The following is a 24267-nucleotide window of genomic DNA, read 5'->3' on the forward strand; positions in this document are numbered from 1 at the left end:
TGCACTGTAGAGCATTGACCCGCATCCCGCCTGCGAAAATTGGGCCTCCATTAAAATGATGGGCTTAGCAGAATTACCCCTCCTTTTCGGAGCGCCCTGATGGCCAACACTCAAAATATGGCGAATGCAATCCGTGCACTCGCAATGGATGCCGTTCAACAAGCCAATTCCGGCCACCCCGGTGCCCCCATGGGCATGGCCGACATGGCCGTAGCGCTGTGGAGCCGCCACCTCCAGCACAACCCCGTGAACCCTCACTGGGCCAATCGCGACCGCTTCATTCTGTCGAACGGTCACGGCTCCATGCTGATCTATGCGCTGCTGCACCTGAGCGGCTACGACCTGCCCATTGAAGAGCTGAAGAACTTCCGTCAGCTGCACAGCAAGACTGCCGGCCACCCCGAAGTGGGCATCACTGTCGGCGTGGAAACCACCACCGGCCCTCTGGGCCAGGGCATCACCAATGCCGTGGGCTTCGCACTGGCTGAAAAGCTACTGGCTGCCGAGTTCAACAAGGACAAGCACGAGATCGTCGACCACCACACTTACGTGTTCCTGGGCGATGGCTGCCTGATGGAAGGCATCTCGCATGAAGCCGCTGCCCTGGCCGGCGCCTGGAAGCTGAACAAGCTGATCGCCCTGTACGACGACAACGGCATCTCCATCGACGGCAAGGTTGCCCCCTGGTTCATCGACAACACGCCCGAGCGTTTCGAAGCCTACGGTTGGAACGTGATCCGCGCCGTGGACGGCCACAACGTGGACGCCCTGGACAAGGCCATCGCCGCCGCCAAGAAGAGCGCCGACAAGCCCACGCTGATCTGCTGCAAGACCCATATCGGCAAGGGCTCGCCCAACCGTCAGGACACGGCCAAGGCCCACGGCGAACCTCTGGGTGCCGAAGAAATCGCACTGACCCGCGCGGCTCTGGGCTGGACTCATGGCCCCTTCGAGATCCCTGCCGAGGTCTACACCGACTGGAACGCCAAGGATCTGGGCACCAAGGCCGAAGCGGCCTGGAACGAAAAGTTCGCAGCCTACACCGCAGCCTTCCCCGAGCAAGCCGCCGAGTTCACACGCCGCATGGCTGGCGATCTGCCCGCCAACTTCGGTGAAATCGCCGCCAAGATCGCCTCCGACGCCCATGACGCCGGTGCCACCGTGGCCAGCCGCAAGGCCAGCCAGCTGGCCCTGGAAGGCCTGACAGCCGCTCTGCCCGAGCTGCTGGGCGGCTCTGCCGACCTGACCGGCTCCAACCTGACCAACACCAAGTCCACACCCTCTTTCCGCGTGGACGACAAGGGTGCCGTGGTCAAGACCGAAGAAGGCCAGATCGGCCGCCACATCAACTACGGTGTGCGCGAGTTCGGCATGGCCGCCATCATGAACGGTGTGGCGCTGCACGGCGGCTTCATCCCCTACGGCGGCACCTTCCTGACCTTCTCCGACTACAGCCGTAACGCCATCCGCATGGCGGCTCTGATGAAGCAGCGCGTGATCCACGTCTTCACGCACGACTCCATCGGCCTGGGCGAAGACGGCCCCACCCACCAGTCCATCGAGCACGCAGCCTCCCTGCGCCTGATCCCCGGTCTGGACGTGTGGCGCCCCGCCGACACCACGGAAACCGCCGTGGCCTGGACCGTGGCCCTGAGCCAGAAGAACAAGCCCACAGCCATGCTGCTGAGCCGCCAGAACCTGGCTTACTCGCCCAAGAGCGAAGACGCGCTGGACGACATCGCCTGCGGCGCCTACGTGCTCTCCGAGCCCAAGGATGTGGGTCTGAAGGGCAAGAAGGCCCAGGCCGTGATCATCGCCACCGGCTCCGAAGTGCAGCTGGCTCTGGCTGCCCAAAAGCAGCTGGCCGAACGCAAGATCGCCGTACGCGTGGTCTCCATGCCCAGCACCACGACCTTCGACAAGCAGGATGTGAAGTACAAGAAGGCCGTGCTGCCCGCCGGCCTGCCCCGCATCGCCGTGGAAATGGGCGTGACCGACTTCTGGTGGAAGTACGGCTGCGCCGCCGTGGTCGGTATCGACACCTACGGTGAGTCCGCCCCCGCAGGCGTGCTGTTCAAGCACTTCGGCTTCACCGCCGAGAATGTGGCCGACACCGTGCAGGTCGCCCTGCAGAACGCTGGCAAGTAAGCGCAAAAGGGGCCTCGTGCCCCTTTTTTCCGGTTGAAGTTTGCTTACCCGCAGTCCTCAGCCATCCGGACCAGGCCCCAGGGTGCCGAGTCCGGGCACAATCCGCTCCGGTTTTTCATTACTCACTATCTACGAGGCAACTATGACGATCAAGGTTGGTATCAACGGCTTCGGCCGCATTGGCCGCAACGTGCTGCGCTCCGCAGTGCAAAACTTCTCCGACATCGAAATCGTCGGCATCAACGACCTGCTGGAGCCCGACTACCTGGCTTACATGCTGAAGTACGACAGCGTGCACGGTCGTTTCGACGGTGAAGTTTCTGTCGAAGGCAACACCCTGGTCGTCAATGGCAAGAAGATCCGCCTGACCCAAGAGCGCGATCCCGCGAACCTGAAGTGGAACGAAGTCGGCGCCGACATCGTGATCGAGTCCACCGGCCTGTTCCTGACCAAGGAAACCGCCCAGAAGCACATCGACGCAGGCGCCAAGAAGGTCATCCTGTCCGCTCCTTCCAAGGACGACACCCCCATGTTCGTGTTCGGCGTGAACCACGGCACCTACAAGGGCGAAGCCATCATCTCCAATGCTTCGTGCACCACCAACTGCCTGGCTCCCGTGGCCAAGGTGCTGAACGACAAGTGGGGCATCAAGCGCGGCCTGATGACCACCGTGCACGCAGCGACCGCCACGCAAAAGACCGTGGACGGCCCTTCCAACAAGGACTGGCGCGGCGGTCGCGGCATTCTGGAAAACATCATCCCCTCCAGCACTGGCGCTGCCAAGGCCGTGGGCGTGGTGATCCCCGAGCTGAACAAGAAGCTGACCGGCATGTCCTTCCGCGTGCCCACTTCCGACGTGTCCGTGGTTGACCTGACCGTGGAGCTGAACAGCGAAGCCACCTACGAAGAAATTTGCGCCGAAATGAAGGCCCAGTCCCAAGGCGCTCTGAAGGGCGTGCTGGGTTACACCGAAGACAAGGTCGTCGCCACCGACTTCCGCGGCGAGACCTGCACCTCCGTGTTCGATGCCGAAGCCGGTATCGCCCTGGACAAGACCTTTGTGAAGGTCGTGTCCTGGTATGACAACGAGTGGGGCTATTCCAACAAGTGCCTGGAAATGGTGCGCGTGGTGGCCAAGTAATCTTCACGATTACATGCCAAAACAGGCTCAATCGCTTATCAGATAAGCGCTGAAAGCTATCAAAAAGCCAGCATGGGACGCCATGCTGGCTTTTTTTCGTCCAGCAAGACCGGAGCCGGCCGGAGCATGTCTCGGATACATTTGTAACACGCAGCCACCACCAACGCCCAAGAGCATGAAGCGCTGCCACTTCCTCGGACAAGGCCGCCATGTTTATTGCGATTCCTCTTGAGAACAAGCCTTCCTGGCGCTCGCCGCCCTGGATGACGGTGCTGCTCATCATCATCAACTGCGTGATCTTCTGGGGCTGGCAGGCACCCGAGGAACATGCCGTGGAAAAAGCGGCCCAGCAATATGCCCAGACCGCCTTGCCGATGCTGGAGCTGCCACCGTTCCTGACCTATCTGGAGGAACAAGCCGCCCAGGGCAGCAAGCGCTTCGACCAGCACACGCTGCAGACCGTGCGAAAGCTCTATCAGCACAAGGCCTATGCCCAGCTCTATGCGCTGCTGTGGCAGGAGAAGAAATTCCGCCAGCGCCTGCTGGACGGCCAGGTCATCACCGTCAGCCACCCACGCCATGCGCAGTGGCAAGCTGCACGTGCCGCCTTCGCGCCCCATGAGCCGCGCGGCAGCTTTACCGAGCAATGGTCCATGAGCTATGAGAATGGCGCCGGCTGGCAGCCCCTGCAGGCCTTCACTTCCATCTTTCTGCATGGCAGCACCAGCCATCTGCTGGGCAATATGGTGTTTCTGTTCCTGTTCGGCTTCACCCTGGAGCTGGCTCTAGGAGCCTTCACCTATCTGGCCTTTTACGTGATCGGCGGCATCGGCGCCTCGCTGTTCGCGCTGATGTTCTATGCCGGCATGGGCGGTTACGGCCTGGGGGCATCGGGCGCGATTTCGGCCCTCATGGCCATGTATGCGGTGATGTACCGCATGCGCCGCATCCGCTTCTTCTACATGCTGCTGTTCTACTTCAACTACGCGCGCTGGCCGGCCCTGATCATGCTGCCGGTCTGGATGGGCGTGGAGCTGCTGCAGCATCTGCTGGGCGGCAAGCAGGTGGCCTATATGGCGCACTTTGGCGGTCTGCTGACGGGTGCCCTGCTGATGTGGAGCTATATGCGTCTGCAGACCGTCGCGGCGCCAGTCAACGAAGAAGAGCAGGCCCTGGCCGCCGCCCGGCCGCTGGCCGAAGCCGTGGCCCGGGCCCAGCGCCATACCGATGCGCTGGAATTTGGCCGCGCCGCTCCGGCCTGGCGCGAAGCGGCACGCCTGGCCCCCTCGGACCCGGCCATTCTGCGGGCCTGGTTTGAAAGCTCGCGCCATCAACCCGCCAGCGAGGACTTTCATGCTGCGGCGCGACGTATCTTCAAGCTGCCGGCCACCACGGACGCCGAACGCCAGCTGCAGCTGGCCAGCTATCGCAGCTATCAGCAGCGCGCACAGCCCGGCATGCGCATGAGCGCCGACACCATGCATGGACTGGTGCGCAGCTTCGTGCGCCTGGGCGCCCTGCCCGAGGCCGAAAAGCTCTGCCGCTCCCTGCACAAGCTGGCGGACCATCCCCAATGGCCGGCAAGCTTGCTGCTGCTGGTCAACGGTATGGCCCAGGCCGGACGTGTGCAGGAGGCCAAAGCCTGGCTGCCTGTGCTGCAGCAATCGGCCCCTGAGGAAGCTCTCACGCGCTGGCTGGCACAACAGCGCTAGCCAACGCCTTGCCGCGCTCAGGTCTTGGCTTCCAGCTCCTGCAGCTCATCACGCAGCACCCACTGCGCCTCCTTGGTGCTCTCGTGCTCGGGAAAGAGCTGCTTCATGCGCATGTAAACGGCCACCCCCTGCATGGGCTGCTCCACGCCCTGCTTGTAGGCGCGCACCACCAGCTCCAGCATGAATGGAATCAGACTGCTGCCGGCAAAGCGCTTCTCAAAATCCTTGGCCAGGATCAACACATACCTGGGCTTGCCGGCCTTCCAGGCCTGCTGTGCCAACTCGTAACTGAGCTGGGCCGAGTCGGGCTTGAAGTCCGGCTTGCGCTTGACGCAGCTCACCCAGGCTTCCAGGGCCTCGCTGGCGCGCTGCTGGGCGAGCAACATGGGAATGAAACGCTGGCCCAGCTCTGCCAGGGCATCCGCGCGTTCGGTCAGCTTGAGCACCCGGAAGTAACGGCGGCAATCGGGCAGGCTCTCATAGTCCTCCCGCTGCCATTCGCGCGCCTGGCTAACAGCCTCGTCCATCTTGTTGTCCTGCACCAGTCTGGCCACCAGCGCATCGCGACGCTTGGCTTCCAGGGCCGCAGGGTCGATCTGCACGGTCGCAGGCCCCTCGGGTGCCTGCACGGGATCGATATCCAGAGCCGCATGATGCTGATACATGACATAGCCGATCATGGCCGCCATCACCCAGCTGAAATAAATCATCACAAAGCTCACCAGGGGCAGCACCAATCCGGGTGCCGCAACCTTGAGCAGCATCGCCAGAACCATGGGCGAGCCCTGCTGCAGCAGAAACAGAAAAAAGCACAGCAGCAGATAGGACTTGCCGATACCGAAAATCGTCGCCAGCAGCTCGAAGGGATTAACGGCCGAGCTCAGGCTATTGGTATTGATCAGCACCATCCAGGTAGCAGGAATCAGGAAGGCCACCAACAGATTGGCAACCACGCCCAAGGTCAGGCTGCGGGTCGCCATAAAGCCCACAAATATCCCGAAAACGACGAGTACCCCGAAGAATTTCCAGGGCAGCCATTTCCAGTCTTCATCGACCTGACTGGACCGGAAATCGGAGCTATGAGTAATTCCACGAGATGCGAGTGCCGAAACCTTGAATGCATAACGGCTGACTGCCAGCATCAAGCCCAGACCCACAAACAAGACTCCAATCCACCCGAACATCAAGCCATAACTGCATGCCGACAACAGCAAGGCATAGAGCAAAGGCTCGGTCTGCAGAGGAAACAGAAAAAAGCTATTGAGCTTTTGCCAGAACGGAGGGATTTTCCACTCGGAAGAATCACCTTTTTGGTGAACACCACGTATCGAATTCAATGTCTGCTCTCCCACTCTCGGTTTGATGAATCATCTGCAAGCCCGCTTGCAGTGACCTAATCCGCTCTGGTATTGCCCGATTTTTCTTTGAAATCGGGTCATTGCGGAATTCTGCGGTAGAAATTCGCCCTGAATCCAAATACCGATAAACAGCCGGCATATTGCTTTTTTTCGCTTGCCAGAAACCCCGCAAACGCTTTTGCAGCCGTGCTGGCTGGCCAAACCTCATCGAACCGATAACGGATATGACTGCAAGGATTGCAGGCAGCGCTTAAAGTGGCCCAGGTTTTATGGAGAAGCAGCGAATGATTCACAGCGCACACGCACAAAGCAGCCCCACCCCGTACCGCATCACTCTGACCGATGCCCAAGGCCATGTCTGGCATGCCGATGAACCCGTGAATGATGGCGGCGCCGACACCGCGCCCAACCCCATGCAGCTCATGCTCTCGGCCCTGGGAGCCTGCACGGCCATCACCCTGCATATGTACGCGGGTCGCAAGCAGTGGCCGCTAAGCCATGTCGATGTGGATCTGCAGCTCAACCCCGAAGGCAAGCCTGCGGACGCCAACCAGATCACGCGCAGCATCACCTTGCATGGCGAGCTCGATGACGAGCAGCGCCAGCGCCTGCTGCAGATTGCCAATGCCTGCCCCGTGCACAAGCTGCTCGAAGGCAAGGTTTCCATCCCCACCGCCTTGACCGAAGCCGCACAGGCATGAAAAAAGGCACCTCACGCCCCCACCGCGTGGTGCTCGCCTCCTTAGGGAGGGCCGCCTTCATCTTGGGAACTGCCTGGCGATAAAAAAAGCCCTGCAGTCACCGACAGGGCTTTGGTCGCTGTTGTGTGTAACTTGATTACACCGTCACTTCCAGCGCACCCACTTCCACATAGTGTTCGAACTCACGTTTGGCCAGAGATGCGGTTTCGGGTTGCTGGTCCTCTGGGTCAACCCAGGACAGCACATAGCTTGCGATGGCGGTATCGACCTTCATCTCTATGCCCATGGGAATCTGCTCGGACGGACCATCTCCGACACGATGCTCCACCTTGCCTGTGACGCGAGCGGCAAAGTGCTCGGGATACAGCTGGATCTCGACTGCCGAGATCTGGTTGCCTTGAGTGCTGTGTTCGTTCATGTTTATTCCTCCTGCAGTTGTTAGGTCGCTGCGCACGAATTGCGCAACGTGAAAGCCACTGCTAGCGGCCTACGCCTTTAACTTAGCCGACTCCTGGCGGAGCCCGTGTCAGCCTATTGGCTGAATCCTCACAGTGATGTAACTGCGTGCAAGGCGTTGCTGCATTCTGCCGTCTGATTGCGCGAATACCGCATATCCCTGACACTCGAATCCCCTCGCCGTCAGGATTTGTCATGAGTGAATCAAAGAACTTACAACGTCTGCCCACCCGTATAGCCGATGTCGGCGGCATCCCCATCCACCGAGCCATTCCTCAGGCCGCGCTGCGCAAAGTAGGGGCCTGGTGCTTCCTCGACCACGCCGGCCCGGCCGTCCCCCCTCCACCCGGCATGCAGGTCGGGCCCCATCCTCACATCGGCCTGCAGACTTTCACCTGGATGATCGAGGGAGAGGTACTGCACCGCGACAGCCTGGGCAGCGAGCAGATCATCCGCCCCGGCCAGGTCAATCTGATGACGGCCGGCCACGGCATTGCCCACTCCGAAGAAGCCCAGACACTGGGCGTGCATGCAGCCCAGTTGTGGATTGCCCTGCCCGACAGCCATCGCCATATCGCGCCCCGCTTCCAGCATTACCCCGACCTGCCCAGGACCGAGATCAGCGACTTTGCCGTGACCGTGCTGGCCGGTGAAGCCCTCGGTCTGGCGGCCCCCGCAGAAGTCCACTCCCCGCTGATGGGCGTGGACCTTCTGGCCTGCGGCACGGCTGGCCAAGCGTGCGCCACCATGCCGCTGCGTGCCGACTTCGAGCATGCGGTGATGAGCCTGTCAGGCGAGGTGAAGGTTGAAGGCCAGGTGTTGCCCTCGCAGGAGCTGATCTACCTGCCCGTGGGCACGCAGGAAGTGCAGCTGGAATGTACGCCCGGCAGCCGCCTCATCATCATCGGGGGCGAACCCATGGATGAAGCCATCTTGCTGTGGTGGAACTTTGTGGCCCGCACCACCGAAGAGATGCAACAAGCCCGGCAGCAATGGGAGGCAGAGGCGGCCACCGATGCGGAACTCGTCAACGGCCAGCCACGCCGTTTTGGCAAGCCAGTGGCTTCGCCTCTGAAGTCGCTGCACTCTCCCTCGCTGGCTGGTGTCAGCCTGCGCGCCTCCAGATAATCCTGCCGGCGCTTATTCAATTCGCACCAAATTGGTGCGAATTGAATTTTTCAAAAAGAAAAATAAAAGCATCTTTGCAAGTTTTGATGGATTTTGAAAGCTTTTAGAAGCAACGCACTCTATTCAAGAGAAGGCAATCCGGACGTTATGCATGAAACGTTTGGACTCATGCACGCCAAGCTTTCATAATCGAGCCAACGCCCTGGCCACGAGAATGCGACCGCCGCTTTTCGTCCGGGGCGTTGCCACGTCCTGCCCAACTCAACTTTGCAAAGAAAGCCGATCAATGCGTCAAGAACATGACTTCATTGGCATCAAAACCATCCCTCCCGACGCGTACTGGGGCGTTCATTCCGCACGCGCAGTGGAAAACTTCCCCATCACCGGTCACTCGGTCGCGCACATGCCCGAGCTGATCCGCGCGTTTGCCTTTGTCAAAAAGGCCGCGGCCCAGGCCAATCTGCAGTTTGGCGCCATCAATCTCAAACAAGCCACCGCCATCTCCCAAGCCTGCGATGATCTGATTTCCGGCCAGCTGCACGAGCAGTTTGTGGTCGATGTGATCCAGGGCGGCGCCGGCACCTCCACGAATATGAACGCCAATGAGGTGATCGCCAACCGTGCACTCGAGCACCTGGGATTGCCCAAAGGCACTTACGACGTGATCCACCCCAATGATCATGTCAATGCTTCGCAGTCCACCAATGACTCCTACCCCACCGCCGTCAAGCTTGCCACCTACGCTGGCATCCAGAAGCTGCTGATCGCCCTGGCCGAGTTGCGCTCTGCTTTCGAAGCAAAGGCCGGCGAATTCGCCCATATCCTGAAAATCGGCCGCACACAATTACAAGATGCCGTGCCCATGACTTTGGGCCAGGAGTTTTCCGCTTTTGCAGCCATGATCGCCGACGATGAAAAGCGTCTGCGCGAATCCGCCTATCTGATGACCGAGGTGAATATGGGTGGCACGGCCATCGGTACCGGCATCAACGCTCCCGTAGGCTACGCCGGCGCCGTGACCAAGGCCTTGGCAGAAATCTCTGGCGTCCCCGTCGTCAAAGCCGGAGATCTGATCGCCGCCACGGGAGATACCGGCGCCTTTGCCGACATTTCCGGCATCTTGAAGCGTGTTGCAGTCAAGCTATCCAAGATCAGCAATGACCTGCGCCTGCTCTCCTCGGGCCCTCAAGCAGGAGTGGCAGACATCAAGCTGCCGGCGCGCCAGGCCGGCTCATCCATCATGCCCGGCAAGGTGAATCCCGTGATTCCCGAGGTAATGAACCAGGTCTGCTTTGAAGTGATAGGCAACGATGCCGCCATCACCATGGCCGTGGAAGCCGGCCAGTTGCAGCTCAACGCCTTCGAGCCGCTGATGGCCTGGGCTCTGCATAAAAGCCTGAGCCACCTGAGCAGCGCCTGCAAGACGCTGCAAGTCAACTGCGTGGAAGGCATTGTGGCCAATGAAGCGCTGCTGGATTCCCGGATTGCCGAGTCGGTGACGCTGGTGACGGCGCTGAACCCTCTGATCGGCTACGAAAAGGCCGCCAAAATTGCCAAGACCGCCATTGCCAACGGCAAGCAGATTGCCGTGGTGGCGGAAGAACTGGGCATCATGAGCCGGACCGAGATGAACAAGCTGCTGGTCGCCGACAAGCTGACCCAGGCCGGCGCATTGACCGCTGCATAAGCGCACTCTTTATCGACAATGCAAAAGGGCATGTTCGCCATGAACATGCCCTTTTTGGTTGATATGCTTTTAATAGCTTGCTATGCCTGTATTCAAAGGGCAGGAAGCCAAAAACGCTTCATATTCAAGCCACAGCGGCATTCTCGTCACTGGGGTCATCCACGCCGCGCACGCTTTCACGCAGATTTTTGTCCTTGAGCTTGCCAAGATCGGTCTCCACCGCGCGTTTGAGCTTTTCAATCGCCGCGCTGAAGGCCTCCTTGACCTTTTCGGCTTCCGCATTCACTGCGATGGGGGGGCGACCTGTGGCCCGGGTTTCGAGCACACAGCGTTTGCCTGGGCCGCCCGTGGTCTTGAGGGCATCAACGCCCGTGAGGAAGACCTCCACACGCACCACATACTCCTTCAGGCGGGCTAGCTTGGCATTGATCTCCTCCTGCGCCCATTGAGCCAGAGACTCTCCACCCTGGATGGAATCGTCGGCATGAACCTGTACTTGCATGCAAATCCTCCTAGTCACCAAATGCCGCAACCGCTGCGGCGAAATCTGTAGGGGTGCCATAAAGGCAGGCGAAAACATCGTAACGCCAGAACCTTGTTCTGCCCATCGGGGCTTGTTACGCCAGCAAAGGACAGGGGCTTTGACCATTGTGGAGGCAGCTTCTCCCGGATTTGAAAGAGATAGCAACAAGGGTAGGTTCTATGAGCTTTGCCCTTGAGCCAAAGCAAAAAGTGCCGACCGGTAATTTGCAAAAAATAAGCGTTTTTACGCCTCGGGCCGTCAGTTAATGCCAGCCTTCGATTCAGGCTCCGCGACAAAGCCGATGCGCGTCAGGCCTGCTGCGTGGGCCCAGCCCATGACCTGCACCACGCGACCATAGGGAACGCTGGTGTCGGCACGCAACTGCACCTCGGCCTGAGGATTGCGCCGCCCCAGCTCTTCCAGTTGCTGCTGCACTGCCGCATCGTCCGCCACGACTCCCTGAATCCAGATTTCGCCGGCGGGGCTAACCTCCACCATCAAGGCATCGCTCTTGCTCACGGCAGTCTGCTGCACTGCTGTTTGCGCCTTGGGCAGTTGCACGCGCAAAGTGGCAGCCAGCATGGGAGCAGCCAGAATGAAGATCACCACCAGCACCAGCATCACATCCACCAGCGGCGTGACATTGATGGTGTTGATCGGAGTTTCCGCCCCCTGACGGCGGCTCATACGACCGAATGCCATGACGCCATCCTTTATGAAGCATCCACTCCGAACTGGGCATGCAGATCATGGGCAAACCCCTCCAGCACAGCCTCCAGCTGACTGGCCGAACGCCCGAGCAGGTTATAGGCCAGCACGGCTGGCAAAGCGACAGCCAGACCGGCGGCCGTCATGACCAGAGCTTCACCCACAGGCCCGGCAAGCTGAGCGATATCGACCTGACCGCTGCCCGCCAGCGTTCCCAGTGCATGGTGAATGCCCCAGACCGTGCCCAACAGGCCCACAAACGGTGCCGTTGCACCAATGGTGGCAAGCAAGGTTTGACCCCATTGCAATTGGGTCGATGCCTGGCCCAGAGCCTCTCGCAGGCTGCGCAACAGCCGCTGCCCCTGCGCCGCGCTTTGTGCCAGAGAGCCTTGCGCAGCCATTCCGCCCTGCGCCACGGCATCGGCCATGGCCTGCACCAGCCCCTGCCTATCCAGCGCCTTGACCTGCGCCCTAGCCTGGACCAGATCGGGCATCTGCCAGAACGCGGCCACGGCCTGCGGCACGCTGCGGCGCGCAACAGCCATAAACCAGAGCTTGTAGAGGATGACCACCCAGCTGAGCACGGACATCAGCAGCATCAAGGCCGCCGTCGCCCATGTGACCGCATCGCCCTCTGCCAGCCATTGCCACATTCCTGCAGACATCGCTCACCTCGCTCCCAGAAATAGCAAGGGGCCGTCACGGCCCCTTTGCAAATTGCGCGGTCAGCGCAGATTCAGCACATCGTACATATCGTACTGGCCAGTCTTTTTGTCGGCCAGATAGGCCACGGCGCGCAGGCTGCCGTTGGCATAGCCGGCACGGCTGCTGGATTTGTGCGCGATCTCGATGCGCTCGCCGGTACCGGCAAACAGCACGGTGTGATCGCCCACGATATCGCCGCCGCGCACGGTGGCAAAGCCAATGGTGTCGGCCTTGCGCTCGCCGGTGTGGCCGAAGCGCTCATACACGGCGCGGTCGGCCAGCTTGGTACCCTGGGCTTCGGCAATTACCTCGCCCATCTTCAGGGCCGTGCCCGAGGGTGCGTCGACCTTGTGCTTGTGGTGGGCTTCGACGATCTCGATGTCGTAGCCGCCTTGCTGCAGGGCCTTGGCCGCCATCTCCAGCAGCTTGAAGGTCACGTTCACGCCCACGCTCATATTGGGGGCGAAAACGATGGAAGTTTTTTGGGCAAACTCGGCGATCTGCGTCTTTTGCTCATCCGAGAAGCCTGTGGTGCCGATGACCACGCCCACGCCTAAATCGGCCGCCACGGCCAGGTGCTCCATCGTGCCTTCGGGGCGCGTGAAGTCGATCAGGCAGTCGGCCTTCGACAGGGCTGCGCGCACATCGCTTTCGATCTTCAGCCCGCTGGGCTTACCCAGAAATGCAGAAGGATCGGTGCCGATGGCAGGGCTGTCGGCGCGGTCCAGTGCCGCAGCCAGCACGCAGTCGCTGCTGTTCAGAATCGCTTCGATCAGCATATGGCCCATGCGGCCGGAGGCACCCGCCACAGCAACGCGCTGAGGGGAGGAGGAATGGGTGGTGGATGCGGTCATGGCGCTATCACTCGATCAAATGAAAGACGGCAGGATCACATCCACGCCGTCATAAAAAGAGAGCATCCACCGCTTTCTGCAAGCGGGGAACAACCTGTTCTGGTGCTTAACGCGATTCCAGCGATGGATAGCTGGTGGCGGCGGGCGGCAGATTGGCCGCAGCCTGCTCGGCTTCGGCGTTATTGCGTGCAGGGTATTTGGCCAGCTGGGCTTCGCTGGCTTCCAGCTGCGGAACCTTGGGCGTGCCCTTCATGCCTTTGAGGCTGGCCACGAACTCGGACTCGGAAGGCATCTCGTCACCCTCGGCGCGCGCAAAGGCGTCGCCATTGAAGAAGACGGTGAGCTTGCGGATCTGCGACTCCACGCCGGGGCGATTGATGGTGAACACGTATTCCCAGCGATCGCCGTGGAACACGCTGGTCACGAGGGGTGTGCCCAGAATGTCGCGAATCTGCTGACGGCTCATGCCGGGCTGCAAGGCCTCGACCTGTTCCTTGGACACGAAGTTGCCCTGCACGACATCAATCTTGTAAGGAGTGACGGCATTGGCGACACGGTGCGCGGCGCCATCGATACTGTTGCAGCCGGCCAGTGCCGCTGCGATTGCCAACGTCAGGGCCAGACCTGCGCGGCTACGGGCTTGAACATGCATGGGTAATGGCATAGGGATATGATCGGGTTCATTGTAGCGGCAGGCCCCGGAGACACTTGGAGATTCCCTTTATCTGCGTGTAAAGCTTCTCCTTAAACAAGTGAGTCCAGCCTTCCATGTGCCCGTAGTCCACCAAGAGAGCCGACATGAAAAATATTGATGAACTCAAAAGCACGGGCCTCAAAGCCACTTTGCCGCGTCTGAAAATCCTGGAAATCTTCCAGAAGGGCGCCCAGCGCCACATGACGGCCGAAGACGTGTTCCGCGTGCTCCTGGACGAGCGCTCGGATATTGGCCTGGCCACGGTTTACCGCGTGCTGACCCAGTTCGAGCAGGCCGGCATCCTGATCCGCAGCAACTTCGAAAGCGGCAAGGCCGTCTACGAGCTCAACGAAGGTCAGCACCACGACCACTTCGTCTGCACCAGCTGCGGCAAGGTCGAGGAGTTCTATGACGCCGAGATCGAGAAGCGCCAGAACCTGATCGCCAAGGAAAAGGGCTGGGTGATCCAGGATCACTCCATGGCGCTCTACGGCCAGTGCGCCGAATGCGCCACACGCGCCGCCAAGTAAGAACGCAAAACGCGACGGCGAACCCAGGGGCAGGACATGCAGATGTCTTGCCCTTTTTACATTTGGTGAGGACTTCTTTACATAGCTCCATCAAGCCTCAAGCCAATATCGAGCCGGACTGCGTATGCTGCAGTCATTCCCGCGCTTGAGGAGACCCGGTTCATGCGGCTGCTACCGTTTTCACCTGTCCAGGGCCTGCTCTGTCTGGCAGCCCTCGCCTTGACCGCCTGCGCACCGCTGGCCCCCTCATCGGGCCGCCCCAGCCCCGAGGTGCTGCAGACGCTGAACAGCAGCGCCCTGCCCGACAAGCCCAGCGCGCTGCAAAGCCAGCAATGGCTGGACCGGGTCACCTGGGGCGCCACCGACCATGATGCGGCCCGGCTGCAGCAGCAAGGCCTCAAGCGCTGGCTGGCCGCCCAGCTCAGTCCCTCCTCCGCGCCCATGCCGACCGAGGTGCAGCAGCACATCGATGCCCTGGGCATCAGCCAGAAGCCCATGACGCAGATCCAGCGCGAAATTGCCGACCAGCGCCTGGCCATTCGCAACAGCCAGGATCCCGAGGAAGCCGCCAAACTGCGCAGCGAGCTGCAACGCCAGCTCAATCAGCTGGGCGGCGAAGCCCAGAAACGCCATATCTGGCGCGCGCTTTATTCGCCCCACCAGTTGCAGGAGCAAATGACCTGGTTCTGGATGAACCACTTCAACGTCAGCACCCGCAAGGGCGATGTGCGCATGTGGGTGGGCGACTACGAGGAGCAGGCCATTCGCCCCCATGCGCTGGGAAAATTCCGCGAGCTGCTGACTGCCAGCATGCGCCATCCGGCCATGCTGCTGTATCTGGACAATGCCAGCAATGCCGCCGGGCGCATCAATGAAAACTACGCGCGCGAACTGCTGGAGCTACACACCATGGGCGTGGGCAGCGGCTACACCCAGGCCGATGTGCAGGCCATGGCCCATGTGCTGACCGGTGTGGGCTTCTCCACCCGGGAAGCCGATGCCCCACCACCCAGGCTGCGCCCCGAACGCCAGGGCGACTATCTGCGCCATGGCTTTTTCGAATTCAACCCCAATCGCCACGACTACACGCCCCAGGTCTTGCTCGGCAGGCCGCTGGAAAAAAGCGGACTGGCCCAGGTCAACGAGGCGGTAGACCGCATCGTGGCCTCGCCCGTCACTGCGCGCTTCATAGCACGCAAGCTCTGCGTCTATTTTCTCGGCGACAAGCCTCCCCAGGCCGTGGTCGAGCGCACGGCCCAGGCCTTCGAGCGCAGCCATGGCGATATTGCCGCCACGCTGGCGGCCCTGCTGAGCGACCCGCAGGCTCAGCAGTTCGGCCAGGGCTTCAAGGACCCGGTCCACTATGTGCTGGGCGCCACACGCCTGGCCTACGACCAGCGCGTGGCCAGCGACGTGTCACCGGTACAGAACTGGCTCAATCAGTTGGGCCAGCCGCTGTACGGCCACGAAACTCCCGACGGCTACCCCGTGACGCAGTCGGACTGGTCCAGCTCCGGCCAGATGAATGCCCGCTTCGAGGTGGCAAGGCAGATTGGCAGCCGCGGCGCGCTGCTGTTCCGCAGCAGCCCGCAGCAGCCGCTGGAAAAGCCTCCCTATCCCGACCTGGACAAGCGCAGCAGCGTCCAGGCTCGCGTGCCGGCATGGGGTGCCGCCACACGCGCCGCACTGGCCCAGGCCAGGAACCCGGCGGACTGGAACAGCTTTTTCCTCTCTGCCCCCGAAATGATGTACCGCTAAGGAGGGCAGCCATGCAAAGACGTCAATTTCTCAGCCTCGGCGCTGCCCTGCCGCTGTTCTGCCAGCTGGGCCAAGGCCTGACCGCCCCCTTGCAAAGCGGCTCGCCCCGTTTTCTGCTGGTCTTCCTGCGCGGCGCCTACGACAGCAACAGCCTGCTGGTGCCGACCCATAGCGACTTCTACTATCAGGCCAGGCCCAACATCGCCATTGCCCGCCCGGGATCGGCCAACGGGGCTCTGGCCCTGAGCTCTCAATGGGGACTGCATCCCGCGCTGCAAAGCAGTCTGCTGCCGCTGTACGAGCAGGGCCAGGCCTGTTTTGTGCCGTTTGCAGGCAGCCACGACCTCTCGCGCAGCCATTTCGAAACCCAGGACTCGATCGAGCTGGGCCAGCCCCAGGAAGGCGGGAGAAGCTATCAGAGCGGCTTTCTGAACCGGCTGACCCGGGTGCTGCAGGCCGACAGCCAGAGCCGGCTCAGCCTCAGCCCCATGGCCTTCACCGCCCAGCTGCCTCTATGCCTGCGCGGCAGCGCCCAGGTGGCGAACATGGCGCTGGCCTCCGTGCGCAAGACGGCTGTGGATGAGCAGCGCAGCCAGATCATTGCCTCCATGTACCAGGGCTCGGCACTGGAGACGCCGGTTCGCGAAGGCTTTGCGGTACAGCGTGCCGTGCAGCGCAGCATGCAGGAGGAAATGGACCAGGCCGGGCGCAATGCCATCAGTGCCAAGGGCTTCAGCCTGGTAGCCCAGCGCATGGCGCATCTGATGCGCGAGCAGTTCGACCTGGGCTTTGTCGATATCGGAGGCTGGGACACCCATGTCAACCAGGGTGCAGCCAGCGGCAATCTGGCCAACCGGCTCGGCGACCTGAGCCAGGGCCTGGCGACTTTCGCCGAGGCCATGGGAGCCGAGGCCTGGCGCCATACCGTGGTGGCGGTGATCAGCGAGTTCGGCCGCACCTTCCGCGAAAACGGCAACAAGGGCACGGACCACGGCCATGGCACGGCTTACTGGTTTCTCGGCGGCGGCCTCTCGGCCCAGGCCGGCGGCAAGGTGCTGGGCGAGCAGATCGAAGTCACCGAAAAAGCGCTGTTCCAGAACCGCGACTACCCCGTGCTCAACGAATACCGCTCCCTGCTCGGCGGCCTGTTTGCGCGCATGTACGGCTTGAACGCAGCGCAGCTGCAGCAGATCTTTCCGACGTCCCAGCCAGGCAGGCTGCAGCTGGTCTAGAACGACTCGCCGCTTTCCATGGCGCGGCGGTGGCGCATCACGAATTCCTGGTAGGTATCGATGCCGCGCAGCTGCAAAATGGCATTGCGCACTGCGGCTTCCACCAGCACGGCGATGTTTCGGCCCGCCACCACCTGGATCACCACCTTGCGCACGGGCACGCCCAGCACATCCTGGGTCAGCGGCTCGGCGGGCAGGCGCTCGTATTCGCGCTCCATGGTTTCCTTGCGCACCAGGTGCACGATGAGCTTGAGCCGCATCTTGCGGCGCACTGCCGTCTCGCCAAAGATGGCGCGAATATCGAGCAGGCCGATGCCACGCACCTCAAGCAGGTTCTGCAGCAGCTCGGGGCATTTGCCTTCGACCGTGGTCTGGTTGATGCGATACAGGTCCACCGCATCGTCGGCCACCAGACCGTTGCCGCGCGTGACCAGCTCCAGCCCCAGCTCGCTCTTGCCCAGGCCCGATTCACCCGTGATCAGCACCCCCATGCCCAAAATATCCATGAACACGCCGTGCATGGTGATGCGATCGGCGAAATGCTTGGACAGATAGGCACGCAGCACGTCGATAACAAAGGCCGACTGCTCCTTGGTGGAGAACAGCGGGATATGCGCGCGCTCGCACATGGAGATCAGCTCGTCGGGAGCATCCTGGCCGTCGGCCAGCACCAGCACCGGCGGCTCCAGCGTGACGATGCGGGCAATGCGGCGCAGGCAGTCCTGCGAGGTGGCATTGGTCAGATAGGCGATCTCACGCTCGCCCAGCACCTGCAGACGGTAGGGGTGGATGTAGTTGAGGTAGCCGACCAGATCGGCACCCGAGCGGGCCGAGCGCACGGCCATCTCGTCAAAGCGGCGCTCGGAGGCACCCAGCCCCGCTACCCACTGCCAGCGCAGGCTGGAGTTGCGAAATGCCTCGAACAGTACGTCGGCACTGATGGCGCTGGGTCTCATGGCAAGGCCCTGTCAGTCAAAAAGAAGGGCCAGGACTCAGGCCTGGGAGGTGATTGAGGACTGCCAGCTGTCGATCATGCCGTGCAGCTGCTGAGCATCGGTGGACGACTTCAGACGCTCGCGCAACTGGCTGTCGCTGAGCAGCTCGGCGATCTCGGAGAGGATTTCCAGGTGCTTTTGCGTCGCCGCCTCGGGCACCAGCAAAAAGATCAGCAGGCCGACCGGCTGTTCATCGGGCGCATCGAAGCCGATGGGGTTGGCCAGCTGGAACACTGCCGCCATGGGAGCCGTCAGGCCCTTGATGCGGCCATGGGGAATGGCAACTCCATGCCCCAGACCGGTAGAGCCCAGGCGTTCGCGTGCGAACAGGCTATCGGTGATCAGGGCACGAGACAGACCATGCAAGCTCTCAAAGAGCAAACCCGCTTCCTCGAAAGCGCGTTTCTTGCTGGTGACATCAACGCTCACAAGCACTTGAGCGGCGGGAAGGATAGAGGCTAGGCGATTCATGGTGTGATCAACAATTATGCACCGCAGCGCTGAAAACCGTGGGGAAACCCTGATCACCATCAAAAACCGCCCCGTAGGGCGGCGCTTTTAGCGTTGTAACAAGGCTACAGCCCTGCAACAAACCGGCGCAAAAGCTAGGTTTGCGCCTCGCTTTCATCAAGCTGACACCTGCGCCAGCTGCAAGCCCCCGGAGTCCAGTCGCTTGGCTGTGGCACGCGGGCCTTGCTGACGAGTCTTGTAGCGCATCACCACACGGTCGAGTTTGTCGGCCAGGGCGTCCACGGCAGCATAGAGGTCGAAATGCTGCGTCTCTACGAACAAGTCTTGCCCTTTCACGCGCACCGTGCAACCGGCGCGCTGTCGTTTGTCTTTTTCCTTTTGCTTGTGGACTGTGAGCAGTACCTTCACGTCCACAACCTGATCGAAGTGCCTGAGAATGCGTTCCAGCTTGGCCATGACATAGCTGCGCAGCGAGGGAGTGACCTCCAGGTGATGCCCGCTAATCGTCAAATTCATAACAAAACACTCCTTAGCTCTCGGTGAAATCACTGCGGTTTCACAGCGCCTGATGGCTGTGCCGCAGCCTGGCAGTTCGGAATGCGCATTCGTCTTTGCTGTGAACCCACTATGCGCCCGCCCCACGCCAAAGGCAACGAAATGACCGTGATAGCGCAGGCTCGCCAGGGGCCTTGTTTGTCGGTTTGATGACAGGCGGTTTTGACGCCACAATGAGTGGCTTTGGCCCGCATGCAAGGGATACGCCGGCATGCCCCAGGGCCTCGATCGCAGCAGGCGTGCACTGGCAAAGACCGTGACCGTCCAAACCCCTGCCTGCGCCATTAAAATCGCGTTTTTACGCAGCCGCCTCTCGGGCCTGCGACGCTGGCAGCCCCTTGGGCTTTCAGGCGCCTGCTGACCGACTGCACGCCTGAATTGCCTGACAGCCCTATCTCGACCATGACCACCCAGCCCTCCGCCCTGCATACCTCCAACATTGCCTCGCTGCCCCTGCTCGCACGTGGCAAGGTCCGCGACAACTACGCCGTGGGCGACGACCGCATCCTGATGGTGGCCTCCGACCGCCTGTCCGCCTTTGACGTGATCATGGGCGAGCCCATTCCCGGCAAGGGCGTGCTGCTGACGCAGATGGCGCTGTTCTGGTTCGACAAGCTGGGCCATATCTGCCCCAACCACCTGACCGGCGAAGCGCCCGAGTCCGTGGTCAAGCCCGAGGAAGTCAAGCAGGTCGAAGGCCGCTCCATGCTGGTCAAGCGCCTCAAGCCCGTGCTGATCGAAGCCGTGGTGCGCGGCTATCTGGCCGGCAGCGGCTGGAAGGAATATCAGGAATCGCAATCGGTCTGCGGCGTGAAGCTGCCTGCCGGCCTGACCAACGCGGCCAAGCTGCCCGAGCCCATCTACACCCCCGCGGCCAAGGCCGAAATGGGTGACCACGACGAGAACATCACCTACGAGCGCACCGTGGAAATGGTGGGCGAGCAGCTCGCGGCCCAGATCCGTGACACCGCCATCCGCATCTACAAGGAAGCGGCCGAGATCGCGCTGACCAAGGGCATGATCATTGCCGACACCAAGTTCGAGTTCGGCCTGACCGAAGACGGCACCCTGGTTCTGATGGACGAGGTGCTGACCCCCGACAGCTCGCGCTACTGGCCTGTGGAAGGCTACGAGGACGCACTGGCCAAGGGCGAGAACCCTCCCAGCTACGACAAGCAGTTCGTGCGTGACTGGCTGGAGCAGGCCCAGGTCAACGGCAAGGCCTGGGACAAGAAGGCTCCTGCGCCCCGCCTGCCCAAGGAAGTGATCGACAGGACGGCGGCCAAGTACCGCGAAGCGCTGGATCGCCTGACCGCCTGAGCGATCAGCCCCGAGCAAACAAAAGGCCCCCGGAACTGAAATCCGGGGGCCTTTTTGTTTTGATAGCTGCTTGCGCTTTCAGATAAAGGATTTCAGCTAGAAATAATGCTGAAATCCTTTACTTTCATACGCTTGCAGCTATGTTTTTAGTGATGGTGACCGTGGCCGCCGTGCACGTGCTTGTGGGCAATTTCTTCTTCGGAGGCCTCACGAACCTCGTTGACCACCGCGCTGAAGCGCAGCGCGAAGCCGGCCAGAGGGTGGTTGCCGTCCAGCAGCACCACGGGGCCCTTGATCTTCACCACGTTGTAGATCTGGGGCAGGCCCTGGTCATTGGTGCCGCGCAGCTGGCCGCCCACCTTCACGCCCGCAGGGAATTCACCCTTGGGAATGGTGCGCTGGAGGCTTTCATCGCGCTCGCCGAAGGCATCTGCCACGGCCAGGTCCACGGTCACGGTATCGCCTTTTTGCTTGCCGTCCAGAGCGGCTTCGACCTTGGCAAAGATGTTGTCATAGCCGCCGTGCAGATAGGCCACATCGCCCTTGTCCAGCAGTTTGACGGCCACGCCGCCCGCGAGCAGCTCGTGAATCTTGTAGTTGATGGTGACGGCAGTGTCTTTGGTGATGTTCATGACAATGGATTTCGAGTGGTGCAGTGTCTGACCCCGAGTCAGGCACCGCGCAAAGCTGCCATTGTCGGTGACTCGGGCTATTCCAGTGTCACGCCCGTGGCCTTAACCACGCCGCGCCATTTGTCCACGTCGGCGCGGATCTGCTGCGCAAAGACCTCGGGCCTGCTGGCCACGGGCTCGGCGCCCAGGCTGCGTAGCTGCCGGGTCACCTCGGGGTCGCGCACGGCCTGGGCGACTGCAGTCTGCAGCGTGTCGAGCACCGCCTTGGGCGTTCCCGCCGGAGCCAGCAGGCCGAACCAGCCCGAGACCTCGTAGCCGGGCACGCTTTCGGCGACGGAGGGAATGTCTGCCGCCCCGGGCCAGCGCTGTGCCGTGGTCACTGCCAGCGCCCGCAGCTTGCCGCTGCGCACGAAGGCGATGGTGGACGGCAGGTTGTCGAAGCCGGCCTGTATCTGCCCGCCCATGAGATCGGTGAGCATGGGCGATGCGCCCTTGTAAGGCACATGGGTCATGTCCACGCCCGCCATCATCTTGAGCAGCTCGGCGCTCATGTGCGGAGAGCCGCCGGGGCTGGTCGAGCCGAAGTTGATCTGCCCGGGACTGGCCTTGACCAGCGCCAGCAACTCGCCCAGGGTGCGCGCGGGGACGCTGGGATGGACCACGATGATATTGGGCGTGCTCGCCACCACAGTGACGGGCGCGAAGTCCTTGACGGCGTCATAGGGCAGGTTCTTCTGCAGCGCCGAGTTGATGCCGTGCGAGCTGGCCGTTCCCATGACCAGGGTATAGCCGTCGGCCGCGGCCTGGGCCACGGCCACCGAGCCTATGGCACCGCTGGCGCCGGCCCGGTTCTCGACGACGAAGGGCTGGCGCAGCCGCTCGGACAGCTGGGCCGCCGCCAGCCGCGCGATGATGTCCGTGGTGCCTCCTGCCGGATAGGGCACGACGATGCGCACAGGCTTGGCGGGATAGGCCGGGGCCTGCGCGAAGGCCACAGCCGTGCAGGCCGCCATGGCCAGCGCGGCTGTCAGGGCGCGAAACAGATGCGAGGTCATTGCGGGGTCTCCTGGTGGTGTTTATGGAATATGCGGCGGATGCCCGTACTGGATGTCGGCGCCAGTTCAGCCCGGTGCACGGCGGCGCAGCAGCGGCGCCAGCGCAGCGGGGACGAGCAGCTCGAAGCCCAGGATCGCCGCCGACAACGCCTTGCCGTAGTTGTCCACCGACAGGCTGCGCGAGACGCCGCCGCCCAGTGCACCGTGCGCCACGAAGTTCAGCGCGTGCAGGTTATCGGCCTCATAGCGCAGCACCTCGCCGGTGATGGCCGGGCCATGAAAGGCCTTGAAGCGTTCGGCGCTCAGTTGCTGCTTGAGCAGCGCATAGAGCTCGGGCTCGTAGGCAAACACCGCGATGTTGGAAGTATTGCCCTTGTCGCCCGAGCGCGTATGCGCCACCTGCTCCAGCGGCACCCGGATGTCCTGGTTCATGTCCTGCATGCTTTGCTCCCCTGCTCAGCTCGTGAAGTAGTCGATATGCGCCGTCACCTGCTCGCGCGGCACCAGTGAGGACCACACGCCTATCACCTCGCGCGTGCGCTCCTGGTGCGGCACGCGCTTGCCGGTGTGGGCAATCCCCGAGACCGCCATGCCGTCCACTTCCCGCCCCACCTTGACTGCCTCCTCGCGCGAACGGGTGCGTGCCGCCACGCGCACGGCCACTTCATAGGGCTCGGGCGCATCCACCGGCGTGGCAGCGCCATGCACGGCATTCAGGCCCAGGAAGTCGATGCGTACCTCCTCGGCATCGAGCTTCACGATGCGCAAGCGCTCCTCCAGGATGCGCCTGGCCAGTTGGGCGCGGCGCAGCGCGCCGGGGCCGGCGTAGAAGAACATGTCCTCGCCGATGAAGCCCTCCGTGCATCCCATGGAGACCTTGAGCGTGGGTGTGCGTGGCTTGCCCGTGAGCCCCGTCACGCGCACGCGGTCCGGCGCCAGTTGCTCAATGCGGGCCTGCGTGAAGTCGACCACCACATCAGGCGTGATGTAGTTCGCCGGGTCGTGCACCTCGTAGAGCATCTGTTCCTGGACTGTCTGCGGGCTGATCATGCCGCCCGTGCCTTCCACCTTGGACAGGGTCACGCCGCCTTCGGCATCGACCTCGGCGATGGGAAAGGCCAGGTTCCAGGGCTCGGGCACGTCCTTGAGGCCGGGGTCCGCAAAATACCCCCCGGTGACCTGAGCCCCGCACTCCATCAGATGGCCTATCGCACTGCCGGCACCAACGCGCTCATGGTCCAGCAGGTCCCAGCCGAACTCATGCACCATGGGAGCCAGGAACAGCGAAGGGTCGGCCACGCGGCCCGTGACCACGATCTGCGCACCTTCCGCCAGAGCATCGACGATGGGAGCGGCCCCGAGATAGGCTTCGGCCGAGATCAACGAGTGGGCAATGCTCTGCGTGGGGGCACCGGTCTCCAGGATGGTCGGGGCCAGCGACAGCACGCGGTCGGTGATCAGGCTGCCGCCCACGGCCGCCACCTTGACGCCGGTGATGCCCAGCTCGCGCAGCAGCTCGACGATGCGCCGTGCCGCGCCCTGCGGGTTGATCCACCCCTGATTGGAAATGATCCGCGTGCCCTGGCGCATGCAGGCAGGCAGCACGGCGCGCATGCGGTCGTCGAGATAGGTGTCGTAGCCCGGGAAGGACGGGTCCCGTCGGGACCGGACCTGCGCGGCCGAGACCGTGGCCTCGGCCATGGTCTCGAAGCACAGGTAATCGAGCCGGCCACGCTCGGCATTGAGGGCGGCGGGCTCGATCCGGTCGCCCCACCAGGCGGCTCCCGCGCCTATGCGCAGGATCTTGCTGTCATTCATTGCGCTTGTCTCCGTTGTTCCCCCAGACCCGGGGGCTGAGACCATTCTGTACAGTCGTTTTCAAGAGACAACGCATGCGCGCGCAC

Annotated in this window: 24 protein-coding genes; 10 read left to right on the forward strand and 14 right to left on the reverse strand. The window is 62.2% G+C overall.

Features of this window, described 5'->3' with window-relative positions; translation table 11 throughout:
* The first annotated feature begins 99 nt into the window (after positions 1-99).
* From tkt to AAIL67_RS05940, 3 genes are all read left to right on the forward strand, one after another.
* A complete protein-coding gene (gene tkt, locus AAIL67_RS05930; protein WP_034350865.1) occupies positions 100-2148 on the forward strand; it encodes a transketolase in 2049 nt (682 codons plus the stop codon).
* Positions 2149-2290: 142 nt separating this feature from the next.
* Complete coding sequence (gap, locus tag AAIL67_RS05935) at positions 2291-3289, forward strand: type I glyceraldehyde-3-phosphate dehydrogenase (RefSeq protein ID WP_003060372.1); 999 nt, start codon at positions 2291-2293, stop codon at positions 3287-3289.
* Positions 3290-3498: 209 nt separating this feature from the next.
* Positions 3499-5001: a rhomboid family intramembrane serine protease gene (locus AAIL67_RS05940; protein ID WP_343483576.1), complete on the forward strand. Its 1503-nt coding sequence runs from the start codon at positions 3499-3501 to the stop codon at positions 4999-5001.
* 17 nt (positions 5002-5018) lie between these two features.
* Here AAIL67_RS05940 and AAIL67_RS05945 read toward each other — a convergent pair whose 3' ends face one another.
* A complete protein-coding gene (locus AAIL67_RS05945; protein WP_241781205.1) occupies positions 5019-6185 on the reverse strand; it encodes a hypothetical protein in 1167 nt (388 codons plus the stop codon).
* Positions 6186-6643: 458 nt separating this feature from the next.
* Here AAIL67_RS05945 and AAIL67_RS05950 point away from each other — a divergent pair, with 458 nt between their 5' ends.
* On the forward strand, positions 6644-7060 hold the full coding sequence (locus AAIL67_RS05950; RefSeq protein WP_012840258.1) for an OsmC family protein: 417 nt from the start codon (positions 6644-6646) through the stop codon (positions 7058-7060).
* Positions 7061-7196: 136 nt separating this feature from the next.
* On the opposite strand, the gene AAIL67_RS05955 is transcribed toward AAIL67_RS05950, so the two are convergent.
* The gene (locus AAIL67_RS05955; RefSeq protein WP_003072434.1) at positions 7197-7478 is read right to left on the reverse strand and encodes a hypothetical protein; all 282 of its coding nucleotides are present in this window, start codon (positions 7476-7478) and stop codon (positions 7197-7199) included.
* A gap of 233 nt (positions 7479-7711) precedes the next feature.
* Between AAIL67_RS05955 and AAIL67_RS05960 the strand changes: the two genes are divergently transcribed.
* Positions 7712-8644, forward strand: coding sequence for a pirin family protein (locus tag AAIL67_RS05960; protein ID WP_034350874.1), 933 nt, complete (start codon positions 7712-7714; stop codon positions 8642-8644).
* A gap of 286 nt (positions 8645-8930) precedes the next feature.
* On the forward strand, positions 8931-10331 hold the full coding sequence (locus tag AAIL67_RS05965) for an aspartate ammonia-lyase (protein ID WP_034350879.1): 1401 nt from the start codon (positions 8931-8933) through the stop codon (positions 10329-10331).
* 124 nt (positions 10332-10455) lie between these two features.
* On the opposite strand, the gene AAIL67_RS05970 is transcribed toward AAIL67_RS05965, so the two are convergent.
* From AAIL67_RS05970 to AAIL67_RS05990, 5 genes are all read right to left on the reverse strand, one after another.
* Positions 10456-10833: an HPF/RaiA family ribosome-associated protein gene (locus AAIL67_RS05970; RefSeq protein ID WP_003060358.1), complete on the reverse strand. Its 378-nt coding sequence runs from the start codon at positions 10831-10833 to the stop codon at positions 10456-10458.
* A 279-nt stretch (positions 10834-11112) separates the two neighbouring features.
* On the reverse strand, positions 11113-11556 hold the full coding sequence (locus tag AAIL67_RS05975) for a biopolymer transporter ExbD (RefSeq protein ID WP_034350882.1): 444 nt from the start codon (positions 11554-11556) through the stop codon (positions 11113-11115).
* An 11-nt stretch (positions 11557-11567) separates the two neighbouring features.
* A complete protein-coding gene (locus tag AAIL67_RS05980; protein ID WP_034350885.1) occupies positions 11568-12227 on the reverse strand; it encodes a MotA/TolQ/ExbB proton channel family protein in 660 nt (219 codons plus the stop codon).
* 60 nt (positions 12228-12287) lie between these two features.
* Positions 12288-13121: a 4-hydroxy-tetrahydrodipicolinate reductase gene (gene dapB, locus AAIL67_RS05985; protein WP_034394379.1), complete on the reverse strand. Its 834-nt coding sequence runs from the start codon at positions 13119-13121 to the stop codon at positions 12288-12290.
* A gap of 106 nt (positions 13122-13227) precedes the next feature.
* Positions 13228-13773, reverse strand: a complete 546-nt coding sequence (locus AAIL67_RS05990; protein ID WP_034350888.1) for an outer membrane protein assembly factor BamE — start codon at positions 13771-13773, stop codon at positions 13228-13230.
* A 146-nt stretch (positions 13774-13919) separates the two neighbouring features.
* Between AAIL67_RS05990 and fur the strand changes: the two genes are divergently transcribed.
* The 3 genes from fur to AAIL67_RS06005 all read left to right on the forward strand — a co-directional run bounded on the left by fur (position 13920) and on the right by AAIL67_RS06005 (position 17335).
* Positions 13920-14345 (forward strand): ferric iron uptake transcriptional regulator, encoded by a 426-nt coding sequence (gene fur, locus AAIL67_RS05995; RefSeq protein ID WP_003060349.1) that lies wholly within the window; start codon positions 13920-13922, stop codon positions 14343-14345.
* Positions 14346-14507: 162 nt separating this feature from the next.
* Entirely contained in the window at positions 14508-16103 is a 1596-nt protein-coding gene (locus AAIL67_RS06000) for a DUF1800 domain-containing protein (protein ID WP_063662240.1), read from the forward strand.
* An 11-nt stretch (positions 16104-16114) separates the two neighbouring features.
* Positions 16115-17335: a DUF1501 domain-containing protein gene (locus AAIL67_RS06005; protein WP_063662244.1), complete on the forward strand. Its 1221-nt coding sequence runs from the start codon at positions 16115-16117 to the stop codon at positions 17333-17335.
* Here AAIL67_RS06005 and hprK read toward each other — a convergent pair.
* The 3 genes from hprK to raiA all read right to left on the reverse strand — a co-directional run bounded on the left by hprK (position 17332) and on the right by raiA (position 19317).
* A complete protein-coding gene (gene hprK, locus AAIL67_RS06010) occupies positions 17332-18291 on the reverse strand; it encodes an HPr(Ser) kinase/phosphatase (protein ID WP_034382321.1) in 960 nt (319 codons plus the stop codon). The two genes, AAIL67_RS06005 and hprK, sit on opposite strands and share 4 nt — an antisense overlap.
* 36 nt (positions 18292-18327) lie before the next feature.
* Positions 18328-18801 carry a PTS sugar transporter subunit IIA gene (locus tag AAIL67_RS06015; RefSeq protein WP_034347954.1) on the reverse strand — a complete coding sequence of 158 codons (474 nt, stop codon included), beginning with the start codon at positions 18799-18801 and terminating at the stop codon, positions 18328-18330.
* Between the two features lie 156 nt (positions 18802-18957).
* On the reverse strand, positions 18958-19317 hold the full coding sequence (gene raiA / locus AAIL67_RS06020) for a ribosome-associated translation inhibitor RaiA (RefSeq protein ID WP_003067012.1): 360 nt from the start codon (positions 19315-19317) through the stop codon (positions 18958-18960).
* Positions 19318-19758: 441 nt separating this feature from the next.
* On the opposite strand from raiA, the gene AAIL67_RS06025 reads away from it, so the two are divergent.
* Positions 19759-20676 (forward strand): phosphoribosylaminoimidazolesuccinocarboxamide synthase, encoded by a 918-nt coding sequence (locus AAIL67_RS06025; protein WP_003067010.1) that lies wholly within the window; start codon positions 19759-19761, stop codon positions 20674-20676.
* A gap of 146 nt (positions 20677-20822) precedes the next feature.
* Here AAIL67_RS06025 and AAIL67_RS06030 read toward each other — a convergent pair whose 3' ends face one another.
* The 4 genes from AAIL67_RS06030 to AAIL67_RS06045 form a co-directional block, all read right to left on the reverse strand.
* Entirely contained in the window at positions 20823-21308 is a 486-nt protein-coding gene (locus tag AAIL67_RS06030; protein ID WP_003072413.1) for a peptidyl-prolyl cis-trans isomerase, read from the reverse strand.
* A 77-nt stretch (positions 21309-21385) separates the two neighbouring features.
* Entirely contained in the window at positions 21386-22363 is a 978-nt protein-coding gene (locus tag AAIL67_RS06035) for a tripartite tricarboxylate transporter substrate binding protein (RefSeq protein WP_343483577.1), read from the reverse strand.
* A 66-nt stretch (positions 22364-22429) separates the two neighbouring features.
* Positions 22430-22804: a hypothetical protein gene (locus AAIL67_RS06040; RefSeq protein ID WP_054074314.1), complete on the reverse strand. Its 375-nt coding sequence runs from the start codon at positions 22802-22804 to the stop codon at positions 22430-22432.
* Between the two features lie 15 nt (positions 22805-22819).
* Positions 22820-24181, reverse strand: coding sequence for an acyclic terpene utilization AtuA family protein (locus AAIL67_RS06045; protein ID WP_343483578.1), 1362 nt, complete (start codon positions 24179-24181; stop codon positions 22820-22822).
* Positions 24182-24267 lie beyond the last annotated feature (86 nt).

Origin of the sequence: Comamonas sp. A7-5, from assembly GCF_039581385.1 — a bacterium.
Taxonomy (GTDB): Bacteria; Pseudomonadota; Gammaproteobacteria; order Burkholderiales; family Burkholderiaceae_C; genus Comamonas; species Comamonas thiooxydans.

Bases quoted from the DNA above. Each gene is read 5' to 3' on its own strand.
- tkt (WP_034350865.1), top strand. From the start codon at position 100: ATGGCCAACACTCAAAATATGGCGAATGCAATCCGTGCACTCGCAATG.
- gap (WP_003060372.1), top strand. From the start codon at position 2,291: ATGACGATCAAGGTTGGTATCAACGGCTTCGGCCGCATTGGCCGCAAC.
- AAIL67_RS05940 (WP_343483576.1), top strand. From the start codon at position 3,499: ATGTTTATTGCGATTCCTCTTGAGAACAAGCCTTCCTGGCGCTCGCCG.
- AAIL67_RS05945 (WP_241781205.1), bottom strand. From the start codon at position 6,185: ATGTTCGGGTGGATTGGAGTCTTGTTTGTGGGTCTGGGCTTGATGCTG.
- AAIL67_RS05950 (WP_012840258.1), top strand. From the start codon at position 6,644: ATGATTCACAGCGCACACGCACAAAGCAGCCCCACCCCGTACCGCATC.
- AAIL67_RS05955 (WP_003072434.1), bottom strand. From the start codon at position 7,478: ATGAACGAACACAGCACTCAAGGCAACCAGATCTCGGCAGTCGAGATC.
- AAIL67_RS05960 (WP_034350874.1), top strand. From the start codon at position 7,712: ATGAGTGAATCAAAGAACTTACAACGTCTGCCCACCCGTATAGCCGAT.
- AAIL67_RS05965 (WP_034350879.1), top strand. From the start codon at position 8,931: ATGCGTCAAGAACATGACTTCATTGGCATCAAAACCATCCCTCCCGAC.
- AAIL67_RS05970 (WP_003060358.1), bottom strand. From the start codon at position 10,833: ATGCAAGTACAGGTTCATGCCGACGATTCCATCCAGGGTGGAGAGTCT.
- AAIL67_RS05975 (WP_034350882.1), bottom strand. From the start codon at position 11,556: ATGGCATTCGGTCGTATGAGCCGCCGTCAGGGGGCGGAAACTCCGATC.
- AAIL67_RS05980 (WP_034350885.1), bottom strand. From the start codon at position 12,227: ATGTCTGCAGGAATGTGGCAATGGCTGGCAGAGGGCGATGCGGTCACA.
- dapB (WP_034394379.1), bottom strand. From the start codon at position 13,121: ATGACCGCATCCACCACCCATTCCTCCTCCCCTCAGCGCGTTGCTGTG.
- AAIL67_RS05990 (WP_034350888.1), bottom strand. From the start codon at position 13,773: ATGCATGTTCAAGCCCGTAGCCGCGCAGGTCTGGCCCTGACGTTGGCA.
- fur (WP_003060349.1), top strand. From the start codon at position 13,920: ATGAAAAATATTGATGAACTCAAAAGCACGGGCCTCAAAGCCACTTTG.
- AAIL67_RS06000 (WP_063662240.1), top strand. From the start codon at position 14,508: ATGCGGCTGCTACCGTTTTCACCTGTCCAGGGCCTGCTCTGTCTGGCA.
- AAIL67_RS06005 (WP_063662244.1), top strand. From the start codon at position 16,115: ATGCAAAGACGTCAATTTCTCAGCCTCGGCGCTGCCCTGCCGCTGTTC.
- hprK (WP_034382321.1), bottom strand. From the start codon at position 18,291: ATGAGACCCAGCGCCATCAGTGCCGACGTACTGTTCGAGGCATTTCGC.
- AAIL67_RS06015 (WP_034347954.1), bottom strand. From the start codon at position 18,801: ATGAATCGCCTAGCCTCTATCCTTCCCGCCGCTCAAGTGCTTGTGAGC.
- raiA (WP_003067012.1), bottom strand. From the start codon at position 19,317: ATGAATTTGACGATTAGCGGGCATCACCTGGAGGTCACTCCCTCGCTG.
- AAIL67_RS06025 (WP_003067010.1), top strand. From the start codon at position 19,759: ATGACCACCCAGCCCTCCGCCCTGCATACCTCCAACATTGCCTCGCTG.
- AAIL67_RS06030 (WP_003072413.1), bottom strand. From the start codon at position 21,308: ATGAACATCACCAAAGACACTGCCGTCACCATCAACTACAAGATTCAC.
- AAIL67_RS06035 (WP_343483577.1), bottom strand. From the start codon at position 22,363: ATGACCTCGCATCTGTTTCGCGCCCTGACAGCCGCGCTGGCCATGGCG.
- AAIL67_RS06040 (WP_054074314.1), bottom strand. From the start codon at position 22,804: ATGCAGGACATGAACCAGGACATCCGGGTGCCGCTGGAGCAGGTGGCG.
- AAIL67_RS06045 (WP_343483578.1), bottom strand. From the start codon at position 24,181: ATGAATGACAGCAAGATCCTGCGCATAGGCGCGGGAGCCGCCTGGTGG.